The organism is Pseudomonas sp. MF08817 (assembly GCF_059862705.1).
Window position 1 is genome coordinate 1 of the sequence record NZ_JCBCUY010000062.1, and the last position, 14076, is coordinate 14076.

Annotated in this window: 14 protein-coding genes; 7 read left to right on the forward strand and 7 right to left on the reverse strand. The window is 62.7% G+C overall.

The window, feature by feature from the left end:
- The first annotated feature begins 337 nt into the window (after positions 1-337).
- Both AC19YR_RS23755 and AC19YR_RS23760 read left to right on the forward strand, forming a co-directional pair.
- On the forward strand, positions 338-1072 hold the full coding sequence (locus tag AC19YR_RS23755) for an ArsR/SmtB family transcription factor (RefSeq protein WP_095109501.1): 735 nt from the start codon (positions 338-340) through the stop codon (positions 1070-1072).
- Positions 1073-1208: 136 nt separating this feature from the next.
- A complete protein-coding gene (locus AC19YR_RS23760; RefSeq protein ID WP_500600345.1) occupies positions 1209-2585 on the forward strand; it encodes an MFS transporter in 1377 nt (458 codons plus the stop codon).
- Between the two features lie 76 nt (positions 2586-2661).
- Here the strand turns inward: AC19YR_RS23760 and AC19YR_RS23765 are convergent, their stop codons facing one another.
- The gene (locus AC19YR_RS23765; protein WP_500600346.1) at positions 2662-3615 is read right to left on the reverse strand and encodes an adenosine deaminase; all 954 of its coding nucleotides are present in this window, start codon (positions 3613-3615) and stop codon (positions 2662-2664) included.
- A 271-nt stretch (positions 3616-3886) separates the two neighbouring features.
- Between AC19YR_RS23765 and AC19YR_RS23770 the strand changes: the two genes are divergently transcribed.
- The gene (locus AC19YR_RS23770; protein ID WP_500600347.1) at positions 3887-4975 is read left to right on the forward strand and encodes a calcium:cation antiporter; all 1089 of its coding nucleotides are present in this window, start codon (positions 3887-3889) and stop codon (positions 4973-4975) included.
- Between the two features lie 130 nt (positions 4976-5105).
- On the opposite strand, the gene AC19YR_RS23775 is transcribed toward AC19YR_RS23770, so the two are convergent.
- The 3 genes from AC19YR_RS23775 to AC19YR_RS23785 form a co-directional block, all read right to left on the reverse strand.
- The gene (locus AC19YR_RS23775; protein ID WP_500600348.1) at positions 5106-6461 is read right to left on the reverse strand and encodes an 8-oxoguanine deaminase; all 1356 of its coding nucleotides are present in this window, start codon (positions 6459-6461) and stop codon (positions 5106-5108) included.
- Between the two features lie 142 nt (positions 6462-6603).
- Positions 6604-7290: an SDR family oxidoreductase gene (locus AC19YR_RS23780; RefSeq protein WP_095109506.1), complete on the reverse strand. Its 687-nt coding sequence runs from the start codon at positions 7288-7290 to the stop codon at positions 6604-6606.
- A gap of 16 nt (positions 7291-7306) precedes the next feature.
- Positions 7307-7657, reverse strand: coding sequence for a MerR family transcriptional regulator (locus AC19YR_RS23785; protein ID WP_095109507.1), 351 nt, complete (start codon positions 7655-7657; stop codon positions 7307-7309).
- A gap of 81 nt (positions 7658-7738) precedes the next feature.
- On the opposite strand from AC19YR_RS23785, the gene AC19YR_RS23790 reads away from it, so the two are divergent.
- Positions 7739-8197, forward strand: a complete 459-nt coding sequence (locus tag AC19YR_RS23790; RefSeq protein ID WP_095109508.1) for a hypothetical protein — start codon at positions 7739-7741, stop codon at positions 8195-8197.
- Between the two features lie 373 nt (positions 8198-8570).
- Here the strand turns inward: AC19YR_RS23790 and AC19YR_RS23795 are convergent, their stop codons facing one another.
- The 3 genes from AC19YR_RS23795 to AC19YR_RS23805 all read right to left on the reverse strand — a co-directional run bounded on the left by AC19YR_RS23795 (position 8571) and on the right by AC19YR_RS23805 (position 10833).
- Positions 8571-9152 (reverse strand): IMPACT family protein, encoded by a 582-nt coding sequence (locus tag AC19YR_RS23795; protein ID WP_095109509.1) that lies wholly within the window; start codon positions 9150-9152, stop codon positions 8571-8573.
- 10 nt (positions 9153-9162) lie between these two features.
- Positions 9163-9825 carry a TetR/AcrR family transcriptional regulator gene (locus AC19YR_RS23800; RefSeq protein ID WP_095109510.1) on the reverse strand — a complete coding sequence of 221 codons (663 nt, stop codon included), beginning with the start codon at positions 9823-9825 and terminating at the stop codon, positions 9163-9165.
- An 87-nt stretch (positions 9826-9912) separates the two neighbouring features.
- Positions 9913-10833: a LysR family transcriptional regulator gene (locus tag AC19YR_RS23805; RefSeq protein WP_095109511.1), complete on the reverse strand. Its 921-nt coding sequence runs from the start codon at positions 10831-10833 to the stop codon at positions 9913-9915.
- A gap of 122 nt (positions 10834-10955) precedes the next feature.
- Here AC19YR_RS23805 and aptA point away from each other — a divergent pair, with 122 nt between their 5' ends.
- The 3 genes from aptA to AC19YR_RS23820 form a co-directional block, all read left to right on the forward strand.
- Positions 10956-12305: an omega-aminotransferase AptA gene (aptA, locus tag AC19YR_RS23810; protein WP_500600349.1), complete on the forward strand. Its 1350-nt coding sequence runs from the start codon at positions 10956-10958 to the stop codon at positions 12303-12305.
- A gap of 40 nt (positions 12306-12345) precedes the next feature.
- Entirely contained in the window at positions 12346-13839 is a 1494-nt protein-coding gene (locus tag AC19YR_RS23815) for a CoA-acylating methylmalonate-semialdehyde dehydrogenase (protein ID WP_500600350.1), read from the forward strand.
- 55 nt (positions 13840-13894) lie between these two features.
- Positions 13895-14076, forward strand: a 182-nt coding sequence (locus AC19YR_RS23820; RefSeq protein ID WP_500600351.1) for a hypothetical protein, incomplete at its 3' end; no start/stop codon positions are given.

Genomic DNA, 14076 nt, shown 5'->3' on the forward strand with positions numbered 1-14076 from the left:
TGGCTGAAACCTTGGGCAAGGCCGAGTTGAAGGGTCGCACGTTCGGGGATACTGAGTTCGTGATAGGACATAGTGGCAGCACCGTACCGGAAAGGTCAGGTGTTGCACTCAGTTTTTGCGGCCGCCCCGCCTTTAACTTCGAACCGCAGAGTCCGTGTTTAATTCGGTTGAATAGCTAACGTTCGAAGTTGAGCCTATTCGGTTATTTCGAAGAAGTTGATCGCCTTAGTTTGTGAATACGGCCGGGTTATGGCGGTTTTCACGTCTTGGCCAGTGCTGTATTACTGGTCAATATGTCTGCGCGTAGTAGACGAACGATTCAACAGGGAGTGAATAAATGGAATACGCACCTTGCATCAGCCAAATTGCCACCTTACTGGCGGACCCCAAGCGTAGTGCAATGATGTGGGCCTTGATGGACGGAACCGCCCGCCAATCCGAAGAATTGGCGTTGCTGGCCGGCCTGTCCCCTTCCTCGGCCAGTGCCCACTTGGCGCGGTTGTCCGCCGGTGGCCTGCTACGGGTGGAGGAGCGTGGCCGCAAGCGCTTTTTCCGCCTTGCCGCTCCCGAAATCGGTGTCGCCGTCGAAGCCCTGGCCAGCGCCTCGGCCGTCAGCGCGCCGCGCACCTTGCCGGCGATCTTCAAACGCAGCATTGGCGCTGCGAAAAACCAGGGGCCGGCCTCTTCCTTGCTCAAGGCACGCATCTGCCAGGATCACCTGGGCGGCGAACTGGCGGCCGACCTGTACCAGCGCCTGCTGGACGCCGGTTGGATCGAGCAACTGCCCCAGCGTATCGTCGTGACCAGCAAAGGCGCGACCCAGTTGGCGACGCGCGGAATTTTCATCCAGGCCCTGGCCCAGCGTCCAGGGCAAGTTGCCTGCTCCTGCCCGGACTGGAGCGAGCGCCGCCCGCACCTGGGTGGGGCGCTGGGCGCCGGGTTGCTGCAACTGTTCATCCAGTCGGGTTGGGTGACGGTGCCGAACGAGTCACGGGCTTTACAGCTGTCACCCTTGGGGGAGCGGGAAATCAACCGGCTCGCCCGGGCGCAGAGCCTGGAAATGGCCACCTGATTCACCCGCGATGATCTCTGTGTAACCTGGTTTTTCATGCGTCGCTCATGAGTGTAGGCAAGTCGCATCCAGCCGTTGCCGCACCCAACGATCACGCACACTCGGCCCGACCATTTTCGGTATGGGAGACGGGTGCATGGGAATTGACGGATACAGCGCCGCTGAACGCCTGGAGCGGTTGCCCATCAGTGGCTACCACCGGCTGATTTTCATCATCATCGCCCTGGCGTTTTTTTTCGACTCCATGGACCTGGCGATGATGACGTTCCTGCTCGGCTCGATCAAAGCCGAGTTCGGCTTGAGCACCGCGCAAGCGGGGTTGCTGGTCAGTGCGAGCTTTTTCGGCATGGTCCTGGGCGCTTCGCTGTCGGGCATGTTGGCCGACCGTTTCGGGCGCAAACCGGTGTTCCAGTGGAGCATCGTGTTGTGGGGCGTGGCCAGTTACCTGTGCTCCACCGCGCAAACGGTGGAGACCCTGACGCTGTTTCGCATCCTCCTGGGGATTGGCATGGGCATGGAGTTCCCGATTGCCCAGTCGATGCTCTCGGAGTTGATCCCGGCCCAGCGGCGCGGGCGCTACATCGCCTTGATGGACGGCTTCTGGCCTATCGGTTTCGTCGCGGCGGGGGTGCTGTCGTACTTCCTGTTGCCGGTGATTGGCTGGCGCGACATTTTTCTGGTGCTGGCGGTGCCAGCGGTATTCGTCCTGGCGATTCGCTTTTTTATCCCCGAGTCGCCGCGCTGGCTGGAGCAGGCCGGACATCACGAGGAAGCCGACAGGGTTCTGTGCGGCATCGAGGAGCGGGTACGCGCCTCGCTCAACTGCCAGCAATTGCCACAGCCGGTACGCCTGCCACGTCAGCCGCTGCGCCCGGTGACGTTCTTTTCCGCGTTCGCCGAGCTCTGGTCGCCGCTTTACCGGCAACGCACGATGATGATCTGGAGCGTGTGGTTCTTCGCCCTGCTGGGCTTCTATGGCCTGACTTCCTGGCTGAGCGCGTTGCTGCAACAGTCGGGGTTCGCGGTCACGCAGTCGGTGTATTACACCGTGGTGATTTCCCTGGGCGGAATTCCGGGCTTCTTGATGGCCGCGTGGCTGGTGGAGCGCTGGGGGCGCAAACCGGTGTGCGTCGTCGCCCTGCTCGGTGGCGGGGTGATGGCGTTTGTCTACGGGCAGAGCGCGGTATTTGGCGGCAATATCAGCTTGTTGGTCGGCTCGGGGTTGTTGATGCAGTTTTTCCTGTTCGGCATGTGGGCGGTGCTCTACACCTATACACCGGAGTTGTACCCCACCTCGGCGCGGGCCACGGGTTCCGGGTTCGCCTCGGCCATTGGCCGCGTCGGTTCGTTGCTTGGGCCCTTGGTGACGGGGCTGGTATTCCCCATCACCGGCCAGGGCGGGGTGTTTGCCCTGGGTGCCGCGTGTTTCGTGATCGCGGCGCTGGTGGTCTGGCGGTTCGGCATGGAAACCCGTGGCAAGACCCTCGAAGAACTCAGCGAGGCCTCGTTGTAGCAAGCGGGCTTGCCCGCGCTGGAGTGCGCAGCGCTCCTACAGTGGTGTTTGAACCTGTGTAAGTCAGGGCTGCGTGTCAGGGTTTGACCAGCCGTGCATCGAGGCTGTTTTGCGCCAGGCGTCGGGCCTGGTCCTGGGTCATGCCCAGGTGGGTGTGCAGGGCGTGGAAGTTCTCGGTGACGTAGCCGCCGAAGTAGGCCGGGTCATCGGAGTTCACCGTCACCTTCACCCCGCGTTCGAGCATGTCCAGGATGTTGTGCTGAGACATGTGGTCGAACACGCACAGTTTGGTGTTGGACAAAGGGCACACGGTCAGCGGGATCTGTTCGTCGATGATGCGCTGCATCAGCCGCTCGTCTTCGATGGCCCGCACGCCATGGTCGATACGCTGGACTTTCAGCAGGTCGATGGCTTGCCAGATGTACTCCGGCGGGCCTTCTTCGCCAGCGTGGGCGACGGTCAGGAAGCCTTCGCCGCGGGCGCGGTCGAACACCCGTTGGAACTTGCTGGGCGGGTGGCCCATCTCTGAACTGTCCAACCCCACAGCGACAAAGGCTTCGCGAAACGGCAGCGCCTGGTCGAGGGTTTTTTCGGCTTCGGCCTCGCTCAGGTGGCGCAGGAAGCTGAGGATCAAGCCACTGGTGATGCCCAATTGCTGCTCGCCATCTTTGAGGGCGCTGGCGATGCCGTTGAGCACCACTTCAAAAGGGATACCGCGGTCGGTGTGGGTCTGTGGGTCGAAGAACGGTTCGGTGTGCACCACGTTCTGCGCCTTGCAGCGCAGCAGGTAGGCCCAGGTCAGGTCGTAGAAATCCTGGGAGGTGCGCAGCACGTCCGCGCCCTGGTAGTAGAGGTCGAGAAACTCTTGCAGGTTGTTGAAGGCGTAGGCCTTGCGCAAGGTCTCGACGTCGCTCCACGGCAAGGCGATCTTGTTGCGTTCGGCCAGGGCGAACAGCAGCTCGGGCTCCAGCGAACCCTCCAGGTGCAGGTGCAGTTCGGCCTTGGGCAGGGCGTTGAGCCAGTCGTACATTGTGTGGTTCTCATCAGGTGCAATGGCGGCATTCTACAGGGCGAGTCGGATTTTTCGGCAAAACCTGACTGAGTGGTGAATCGCGCCGTTTCCTTCTTTGCAGAAGGGAAGTTTTTTGCCTGCGGCAAGGTGCAGCCTGTTCCTACGCCGGCAAGCCAGAAAAGGGCAAAGCACAAGAGGGCCGGCGGTTGCTGGTGCGCTAAGGTGTAACGAAACGTTAGCGGCGTGCCGCAGTCACATGGGCTCCCGCGCCCCGCCAAAAAGGCCCGCCATGCTCACATTGCTCAAGCAAGAAAGTTTTCTGCTGTTGGCGCTGCTTGCCGCCGCCGTCGCCTATGCGTTGGAACACTGGCTGCTGCACAGCGGGCAGAGGGTGGCGCTGGTCGGTGGCCTGGTGCTGATCGGTTTTATCGTCTGCGCCTCGATGCGCGTGGCCCACCATGCCGAGTTGCTGGCGGAGAAGGTCGGCGACCCCTACGGCACCATGATCCTGACCCTGTCGGCGGTGCTGGTGGAGGTGGTGATCCTGGCGTTCATGATGAGCAACGAGGCCTCGCCCACCCTGGTGCGCGACACCATCTATTCGGCGGTGATGCTCGACATCAACGGCATCCTCGGCCTCGCCGCGTTGATGGGCGGTATCAAGCACGGCGAGCAGTCGTATAACGACGACTCGGCACGCACTTACAGCGTGATGATCCTCACGGCGATGGGGGTGTCGATGGTGGTGCCGGAGTTCATTCCCAAGGCGGACTGGAAGCTCTATTCGGCTTTCACCATCGGCGCGATGGTGGTGCTTTATACGTTGTTCCTGCGTATGCAGGTGGGGCCCCACAGCTACTTTTTCAGCTACAGCTACCCAGAGAAACGCCGGCCCAAGGCCCAGGCCGAAGAGGCGCCGGCCATAGCCCTGGGCACGAGCGTGGCGATCCTGGTGGCGGGGGTGGTGTTGATTGGCGCGTTGGCCGAGGTGATGTCCCAGACCCTCGACCTGGGCCTGGAAGGCAGCGGCGCACCGCCGGTGATGACGGCGATCCTGGTGGCAGCCATCAGCGCCGCGCCGGAAATCCTCACCGCACTGCGCGCGGCCCTGGCCAACCGCATGCAGTCAGTGGTCAACATCGCGTTGGGGGCGTCGCTGTCGACGGTGATCCTCACGGTGCCGGTGATGGAAGCCATGGCCCTGTACACCGGCCAGCCGTTTCAAATGGCCATGACCCCGGTGCAAACGGTGATGGTGCTCATCACTCTGGTCGTCAGCGCGATCAACCTCAACGACGGCGAAACCAACGCCATCGAAGGGATGACCCACTTCGTGCTGTTTGCCACCTTCATCATGTTGTCGTTGTTGGGGGTTTAGCGGGAATTGGCTGTGTGGGTGCGGGCTTACCTGCGATGGCGGTCTATCAGTTGCAAGAAATGTATCGCCTGGATCCGCCTCATCGCGGGCGGGCCCGCTCCCACAGTTGTTTTTTCACCCCACTACGGAGTCAGCCCGCAATCAACCGCCGCGCTGCCTGGCTGTGGTCGGCGATCAGGCCCTTGAGGTCCAGGCCTTCGATCTGGCCGTCGATCACTCGCCACTGGCCGGCGACCATCACCCGGTCGGCACGGTCGGCGCCGCACAGCAGCAGTGCCGAGATCGGGTCGTGGCTGCCGGAGAAGCGCAGTTCGTCGAGTTTGAACAGCGCCAGGTCTGCCTGTTTGCCCACCGCCAATTCACCGATGTCGCTGCGCCCCAGCAGTTTCGCCGAGCCACGGGTGGCCCAGCCGAGTACCAACTCGGGGGTGATTTTCTCGGCGCCGTAGCGCAGGCGTTGCAGGTACAGGGCCTGGCGGGTTTCCAGGATCATGTTGGAAGCATCGTTGGACGCCGAGCCGTCCACGCCCAGGCCGATGGGTGCGCCGGCGGCTTGCAGTTCCAGGGTCGGGCAGATCCCCGAGGCCAGGCGCATGTTGGAGCTGGGGCAATGGCAGACGCCAGTGCCCGCCGCGCCCAGGCGCGCGATTTCATCGGGGTTGAAGTGAATGCCGTGGGCCAGCCAGGTGCGCGGGCCGAGCCAGCCGACGCTGTCCAGGTAGTCGACGGTGCGCAGGCCGAAGCGTTGCAGGCAGAAGTCCTCTTCATCAAGGGTTTCGGCCAGGTGGGTGTGCAGGCGCACGTCCAAGCTGTTGGCCAATTCGGCGCTGGCGGCCATGATTTGCGGTGTCACCGAAAACGGCGAGCAGGGTGCCAGGGCGATCTGGATCTGCGCCCCGGCGCCGCGTTCGTGGTACTGGGCGATCAGGCGCTGGCTGTCGGCCAGGATCACTTCGCCCTGTTGCACGGTCTGCTGTGGCGGCAGGCCACCATCGGCTTCGCCCAGGCTCATCGAACCGCGGGTGAGCATGGCGCGCATGCCCAGTTCGCGCACGCTTTGCACCTGCACAGCGATGGCGTTTTCCAGGCCTTCGGGGAACAGGTAATGGTGGTCGGCGGCGGTGGTGCAGCCTGAGAGCAGCAGTTCAGCCAGGGCCACTTTGCTGGCCAGGGCGAGTTTTTCCGGGGTTAGGCGTGCCCACACCGGGTAGAGGGTCTTGAGCCAGGGGAACAGCGGTTGGTTGACCACGGGCGCCCAGGCGCGGGTGAGGGTTTGGTAGAAGTGGTGATGGGTGTTAATCAGCCCCGGCAGGATCACATGCTCGCGGGCGTCGAACACTTGCGCGCAAGGTGCCGATGGCTGCTGCCCGGCGCCGAGGACTTCGACAATGACGCCGTCCTGCAGGACGAGGCCGCCGCTGGCATCGAGGGCGTTAGCGGTGTAGATCGCGAGGGGGTTTTTTAACCAGGTACGGATGGCAGGCATGGTGGCCGGCTCCTCTGAAAGTGGGGTTCAGGGTTGCCAGCTCAGTGATGCCCTGTCTGCTGATCCAGGGTCGCCTTGGGGGGCGAAGGGCGCAGTCTACCCCCGGCGGCGGGCCGGGGGCAACGGCGGTTTGGGGCGGGTGTTACCAGGCAATTGTCTCGCCACGGTAGTCGATGAAGTGATGCCCGCCCTTGCCCGCATAGGCGTTGACCTGCTGGACGAGGCCGCGGGTGCTGGTCTCGACGTCGATGTGCGCGTCTTCGCCGCCCATGTCGGTTTTCACCCAGCCAGGGTGCATCGACAGCACCGTCAGCGCCTGCCCGTCCAGTTGCGCGACGAAACTGTTGGTCATCGAGTTCAGCGCCGCTTTGCTGGCCTTGTACAGCGCCATCTCCGGCGCGTCGGCAATGGTCACGCTGCCCAGCACCGAACTCATGAACGCCAGCACGCCGCTGCCTTCGCGGATCTGCCCGACGAAGCGCTGCGCCAGGTTGATCGGCGCCACCGCGTTGGTGAAGAACAACTGGCCGACTTGCGCCAGGCTCGCCTGGCCCGGGCGCTGGTCGTCCGGGCCCTTGACGCCGGCGTTGACGAACAGCAGGTCGAAGGTCTGCTCCTTGAGGCGTTGGCTGAGGGCGATGACGGCGTGTTGGTCGTCCATGTCCAGGGTTTCGATGCGCACATTGCCCAAGGCTTGCAGCGCCTGGGCTTTTTGCGGGTCGCGCACGGTGGCGGTGACCTGCCAGCCGTCGCCCAGCAGTTGCTTGACCAGGCCCAGGCCCAGGCCACGCGAGGCACCGATGATAAGGGCGGTTTTTGCAGTGTTCATAAGTGGCTTCCTTAAATCAGGGTTTAAGTGGACAGCTTTGGCTGAGCCGTTGCTGCAACTCTTCACGCAGCGCGCCGAGCTCGGCCATGCGGGTTTCGATCAGGGTGAGCTTGTCTTGCAGCAGTTGTGTGACGGCGCTGTCGGGATCGCTGGCCTGCCACAACCCGGCCACGCTGGCGCCGATCTCGCCGAGGCTAAAGCCTAGACGCTGGGCGGTCTTGATGTAGAGCACCAGTTGCACCATTTGCGCCGGGTAGTGGCGGTAACCGTTGGCGCTGCGCTGGGCGGCGATCAGGCCGCGTTGTTCGTAGAAGCGCAAGGTGTCGCGGCTGACCGCGCAGGCCTGGGCCAATTCGCCGATTCGCATGGGACGTCTCAAGGGGGCTTGACCTTGGAGCATACTCCAGGCCTTAGCCTCGGTGTTCCTTGAATCGATGGAGCAACACCGATGTGGACTGCCCCGCAATATCGCCGGCTGGTGCGCGCCAGCGGCTGGTACGACTTGCTGATGACCCTGATGTTCGTCACACCCTGGACCTTCACCCTGCTGCACGGCAGCTTGCAGGCCCTGGCCCGGGCTTACGACCTGCCTGGCGAGCTGCCACCTTTCGAGCCGGCGCACATGCTGATGGCTAACTTGATGGGCTCGATTGTGTGCGTGTGGTCGGTGTTGCGCATTCGTGATCCGCAACTGGCGTTCGGCCGTTACGATGCGGCGGGGCGATTGCTCTTCGCCACTTGGCAGGTTTACGCCTTGAGCCAGGGTGCCAGCGTGCTGATTGGCCTGATCCTGTTCTGCGAACTGGCCTGGGCCGTGGCTCAACTCTGGCCCATGCGCCAACCCGCGGCCGTTGTAGCAAGCGGGCTCGCCCGCGCTGGAGTGCGCAGCGCTCCCACCGCGGTGTAGGCGCTTGTGCATAACAAGCGCTGTTTTGAGATCTGGAGCGCTGTTCAAAAAACGATCAATCGCCTGCGAACGCTGCCGTTTCTGCGGTTGAGCGAGCGTTACACGGGTTATCCACAGCTTGCTCCACAGTAATTGTGCGCAAACTGAAGCCGTTGCAGGCGGCCCGCAGGCAATGAAAAAAGCGAGCTAAGCGATTGTTTTTGGCCGGGATTTACCTCGATCTGGAGTAAATGGACAAAAAACGTACAAACCCCGCAAAGCCCCGTTGCAGAAGGCGTCCAGGGAAATGTGCTCAGGTTATCCACAGCCGGGTGCACAGTAGATGTGAGCAAGTTGCGGCTGTGGACAACTGCTCGCGGGCCTGTGGCCGTACTCAGCGATGGAGCACGATACGCCCGCGGCTGAGGTCGGCCAGTTGGCGCTGCAACAGGCCGATGTGTTCCTCGGCCACGCCCAGTTGCAGCTCGACACCGTTGCCGGTGAAAGTCTCGTCCAGCACCAGGCCACCGAGCTCGGTGACCCGTAACCGGACCACCGCCAGTTCGTTGAAGCCACAGGCGCATGCCAGGGGGACTCGGCTGACCAACGCGATGCGTTCGGCGCCTTGCAGGCATTTGTTGGCGCTGCCGCCGTAGGCCCGGGCGAGGCCGCCGGTGCCCAGTTGAATGCCGCCGTACCAGCGGATCACCAGCACCGCGACCTGGTCGCAGGCCTGCGCCTCAATGGCGGCAAGGATGGGGCGCCCGGCGGTGCCACCGGGCTCGCCGTCGTCGCTGCTGCGGTACTGCTCGGCGACTTTCCACGCCCAGCAGTTGTGGGAGGCGTTCAGGTCGCTGTGCTGCTCAATAAAGGCCTGGGCCTCGGCGGCGCTGGTGACGGGGGCGGCGAGGGCGATAAAGCGGCTTTTGCGGATCTCTTCGCGGTACTCGCAAAGGCCGGCCAGGGTGAAGGGCATGGACAAGGCTCTATAGGCTGGGCGTGAGGCCGCAGCCCTTGAGGATGATGCGGATCAGGTTATCGCCGGCGGCGTCCATGTCCTGGCGGGTAAGCTTGGCGCGGCCCGTAACGCGGCAGATCTGCGTGGCGAAATCGGCATAGTGCTGGGTGCTGCCCCACAGCAGAAAGATCAGGTGCACCGGGTCTATCGGGTCCATCTTGCCGGCGTCGATCCAGGCCTGGAACACCGCGGCGCGGCCGGTGAACCAGGTGCGGTAGTCCTGGGTGAAATATTCGCTCAGGCACTCACCGCCGCTGATGATCTCCATGGCGAAAACCCGCGAGGCTTGGGGCTGGCGCCGCGAGAACTCCATTTTGGCGCGGATGTAGCGCGTCAGCGCCTGGGCCGGGTCGTCCTCGGCGGTGAGGGTGTTGAAGGTGCTGTCCCACAACTCGATGATGTGGCTCAGCACCGCCACATACAGCCCCAATTTGTGGGTGAAGTAGTAGTGCAGGTTCGCCTTGGGCAGCCCGGCCTTTTGCGCGATGGTGTTCATGCTGGTGCCTTTGAACCCGTGGCGGGCGAATTCATCTTCGGCGGCCTTGAGAATCGCCTCTTCATTCTTCTGGCGAATGCGGCTGGCCGGTTTGCCGCTGGGCGCGGCGGTGTGGGCGGGGACTTCAAGGGTCATGGGCAATTCCGAACAGGTCCGTGGGTGCAGCCTGTGCACAGATAACTTACCGGGGCATATCAGACAAGTCTTACGGTCATAAAAGCCTTAGCTCGTTGCGGCCAAGGCTTTGAGGAAGCTTTCCAGCACCAGGTGGGGGCGCCGGCCCTTGCGCGTGACCGAGGCCAGGCTCAGGTCATAGAAGCGCGACGCGGGTTTGAGTGCCCGCAGCCGCCCCTGCTGGACCCAGAGCTGGGCGTAGTGGTCGGGAAGGTAGCCGATGTAGCGCCCGGTGAGGATCAAAAATGCCATGCCTTCGCGGTCCGAGGCGCTGGCGGTGCAGTTGAGGGCCTGGTAATGGGCCTGGATCTCGGCGGGCAGGCGGAAGGTCGGGGCGATGGCATCCTGGCTGTTGAGGCGCAGGTCTTCGAGTTGCTGGTCATCGACATAGAACAGTGGGTGGCCCACCGCGCAGTACAGCAGCGAGCGCTCGCTGTACAAGGGTTGGTAGTCCAACCCCGAGAGCGCGCTGGCCTGGGGCACCACGCCGACATGCAGGCGACCGTCGAGCACCCCTTGTTCCACCTCACTGGGGGCGATCATGCGGATCTGGATCTGCACGTTCGGCCCGCGCTCCTTGAGCTGGGCCAGGGCGTGGGTGATGCGCATGTGGGGGACGGTTACCAGGTTGTCGGTCAGGCCGATGGTCAACTCGCCGCGTAGGTGTAGGTGTAGGCCGTTGACCTCGGTACGAAAACTTTCCAGGGCACTTAATAGCTGCAGGGCCGACTGGTACACCTCACGGCCTTCCTCTGTCAGGGAAAACCCTGCGCGGCCGCGTTGGCATAGGCGCAGGCCGAGGCGTTGTTCGAGGTCGCTCATCTGTTGGCTGATGGCCGAGCGGCCAATCCCGAGCACGGACTCGGCGGCAGAGAAACCGCCGCATTCGACCACGCTGCGAAAGATGCGCAGCAGGCGGATGTCGAAGTCGCTGACTTGGGCCAGTGGATCGGGGCGGCGGGTGCTCATAGTTTAGTCATGGCCTGACTGAAGGTTAGAAAAGTTGGATTTCACCGACTTTATCGCCGTGGCAACTTAGCCGCAATCACGCTTTTGTCCGACATTGCCTTTCGCCTGTTGAGGTTCTGCTCATGAACATGCCCGAAAACGCGACCACATCCCTGGCCAGCCAACTCAAGCTCGACGCCCATTGGATGCCCTACACCGCTAACCGCAATTTCCAGCGCGACCCGCGTTTGATCGTGGCGGCTGAGGGCAGCTATCTGATCGACGACAAGGGCCGCCAGGTGTATGACTCGCTGTCGGGCCTGTGGACCTGCGGCGCGGGGCACACCCGCAAGGAAATCCAAGAAGCGGTAGCCAAGCAACTGGGCACTCTGGACTACTCACCGGGTTTCCAATACGGCCATCCGCTGTCATTCCAACTGGCGGAGAAAATCACCGAACTGACCCCCGGCAACCTCAACCACGTGTTCTTCACTGACTCCGGTTCCGAGTGCGCGGACACCGCAGTGAAAATGGTGCGCGGCTACTGGCGCCTCAAGGGGCAAGCCACCAAGACCAAAATGATCGGCCGCGCTCGGGGCTATCACGGCGTCAACATCGCCGGCACCAGCCTGGGCGGGGTCAATGGCAACCGAAAACTGTTCGGCCAGGCCATGATGGACGTCGATCACTTGCCCCACACCCTGCTGGCGAGCAACGCCTATTCGCGCGGCATGCCGCAGCAGGGCGGTATTGCCCTGGCGGACGAACTGCTCAAACTCATTGAGCTGCACGATGCGTCCAACATCGCGGCAGTGTTCGTCGAGCCGATGGCCGGTTCCGCCGGCGTGTTGGTGCCGCCCCAGGGCTACCTGCAACGCCTGCGCGAGATCTGCGACCAACACAACATCCTGCTGGTGTTCGACGAAGTCATCACCGGGTTTGGCCGTACCGGCGCGATGTTCGGCGCCGACAGCTTTGGCGTGACGCCGGACCTGATGTGCATCGCCAAACAAGTCACCAACGGCGCCATCCCCATGGGTGCAGTGATTGCCAGCAGCGAGATCTACCAGACCTACATGAACCAGCCGACGCCGGAGTACGCAGTGGAATTCCCCCACGGCTACACCTATTCGGCCCACCCCGTGGCCTGCGCGGCGGGGTTGGCGGCGCTGGACCTGCTGCAAAAGGAAAACCTGGTGCAAAGCGTGGCCGACGTCGCGCCGCATTTTGAAAATGCCCTGCACGGCTTGAAAGGCGCGAAGAACGTCATCGATATCCGCAACTATGGCCTGGCCGGCGCTATCCAGATTGCCGGGCGCGACGGCGACGCCATCGTGCGGCCGTTCGAGGCAGGCATGGCGTTGTGGAAGGCCGGGTTTTACGTGCGCTTCGGCGGCGATACCTTGCAATTCGGGCCGACGTTCAACAGCAAACCCCAAGACCTGGATCGCCTGTTCGATGCCGTGGGTGAAGTGCTGAACAAGATCGACTGATCCGACCCTCTTTATAAGACCCTTTGCTCAGGAGCCCGGCATGAGCCGTATTGCACATCTAATTAATGGCGAACTCGTGGCCGGCAACGGCGGCAGCGCAGACGTGTACAACCCGTCCACCGGCCAGGTGATCCATCAAGTACCGCTGGCCGGCCGCGACACCATTCAAGCGGCCATCGACTCGGCCAAGGCTGCGTTCCCGGCCTGGCGCAACACACCAGCGGCCAAACGGGCTCAAGTAATGTTCCGCTTCAAGCAATTGCTGGAGCAGAACGAGGGGCGCATTGCCCAATTGATTAGCGAAGAACATGGCAAGACCCTGGAGGACGCGGCTGGCGAGCTTAAGCGCGGCATTGAGAACGTCGAATACGCGTGCTCGGCGCCGGAGATTCTCAAGGGCGAGTACAGCCGCAATGTGGGGCCGAACATCGATGCGTGGTCCGACTTCCAGCCCCTGGGGGTGGTGGCGGGGATTACCCCGTTCAACTTCCCGGCCATGGTGCCGCTGTGGATGTACCCGCTGGCGATTGTCTGCGGCAACTGCTTCATCCTCAAACCCTCGGAGCGTGACCCGAGCTCCACGCTGTTGATCGCCCAACTGCTGCACGAGGCGGGGTTGCCTGATGGCGTGCTCAATGTCGTGCATGGCGACAAGGGTGCGGTGGATGCGCTGATCGAAGCGCCAGAGGTCAAGGCCCTGAGCTTTGTGGGTTCGACGCCTATTGCCGAGTACATCTATAGCGAAGCCACCAAGCGCGGCAAACGGGTGCAAGCCCTGGGCGGGGCGAAGAACCACGCGGTGTTGATGCCGGACGCTGACCTGGACAACGCGGTCAGCGCCCTGATGGGCGCGGCTTATGGCTCGTGCGGCGAACGCTGCATGGCGATTTCGGTGGCGGTGTGCGTCGGCGATCAGGTAGCGGACGCCTTGGTGGCCAAGTTGGTGCCGCAAATCAAAGCCCTGAAGATAGGCGCGGGGACCTCCTGCGGCCTGGACATGGGGCCGCTGGTCTCCGGCCAGGCCCGTGACCGGGTCAGCGGCTATATAGAAGACGGCGTTGCGGCGGGCGCGCAATTGGTGGTGGACGGCCGTGGCCTCAGTGTGGCCGGGCATGAAGAAGGCTTCTTCCTCGGCGGCTGCCTGTTCGACCGCGTGACGCCGCAGATGCGCATCTATAAAGAAGAGATCTTTGGCCCCGTGCTGTGTGTGGTGCGCGTCAACAGCCTTGAAGCCGCCATGCAACTGATAAACGACCATGAGTATGGCAACGGCACCTGCATTTTCACCCGGGACGGGGAAGCGGCGCGGTTGTTCTGCGACGAGATCGAAGTCGGCATGGTGGGCGTCAACGTACCCTTGCCGGTGCCCGTGGCTTACCACAGCTTTGGTGGCTGGAAGCGCTCGCTGTTCGGCGACCTGCACGCCTATGGGCCGGACGGCGTGCGCTTCTACACGCGACGCAAGGCTATCACCCAACGCTGGCCACAACGCGCTAGCCACGAGGCCTCGCAATTCGCCTTCCCCAGCCTGTGACGCAAAAGGTTCCTGCCGACTCTGGAAGGGCCTTTTTGACCGATATGACAGGTTTATGAAATTAACGGTTGACGGCGATTTATATCTGTCTATAATTCGCCCCACTTCCGGCGCAGTCGAAACGGAAAACTCCTTGGTAAACAAAGAGTTATGCAGGTTTCGACAGCGCGGAGCTTCAGGTCATCGAAGCCCGAAAGGAGTTGAAAAAGAGGTGTTGACAGCAGCGAGTAACGCTGT

Bases quoted from the DNA above. Each gene is read 5' to 3' on its own strand.
- AC19YR_RS23755 (WP_095109501.1), top strand. From the start codon at position 338: ATGGAATACGCACCTTGCATCAGCCAAATTGCCACCTTACTGGCGGAC.
- AC19YR_RS23760 (WP_500600345.1), top strand. From the start codon at position 1,209: ATGGGAATTGACGGATACAGCGCCGCTGAACGCCTGGAGCGGTTGCCC.
- AC19YR_RS23765 (WP_500600346.1), bottom strand. From the start codon at position 3,615: ATGTACGACTGGCTCAACGCCCTGCCCAAGGCCGAACTGCACCTGCAC.
- AC19YR_RS23770 (WP_500600347.1), top strand. From the start codon at position 3,887: ATGCTCACATTGCTCAAGCAAGAAAGTTTTCTGCTGTTGGCGCTGCTT.
- AC19YR_RS23775 (WP_500600348.1), bottom strand. From the start codon at position 6,461: ATGCCTGCCATCCGTACCTGGTTAAAAAACCCCCTCGCGATCTACACC.
- AC19YR_RS23780 (WP_095109506.1), bottom strand. From the start codon at position 7,290: ATGAACACTGCAAAAACCGCCCTTATCATCGGTGCCTCGCGTGGCCTG.
- AC19YR_RS23785 (WP_095109507.1), bottom strand. From the start codon at position 7,657: ATGCGAATCGGCGAATTGGCCCAGGCCTGCGCGGTCAGCCGCGACACC.
- AC19YR_RS23790 (WP_095109508.1), top strand. From the start codon at position 7,739: ATGTGGACTGCCCCGCAATATCGCCGGCTGGTGCGCGCCAGCGGCTGG.
- AC19YR_RS23795 (WP_095109509.1), bottom strand. From the start codon at position 9,152: ATGCCCTTCACCCTGGCCGGCCTTTGCGAGTACCGCGAAGAGATCCGC.
- AC19YR_RS23800 (WP_095109510.1), bottom strand. From the start codon at position 9,825: ATGACCCTTGAAGTCCCCGCCCACACCGCCGCGCCCAGCGGCAAACCG.
- AC19YR_RS23805 (WP_095109511.1), bottom strand. From the start codon at position 10,833: ATGAGCACCCGCCGCCCCGATCCACTGGCCCAAGTCAGCGACTTCGAC.
- aptA (WP_500600349.1), top strand. From the start codon at position 10,956: ATGAACATGCCCGAAAACGCGACCACATCCCTGGCCAGCCAACTCAAG.
- AC19YR_RS23815 (WP_500600350.1), top strand. From the start codon at position 12,346: ATGAGCCGTATTGCACATCTAATTAATGGCGAACTCGTGGCCGGCAAC.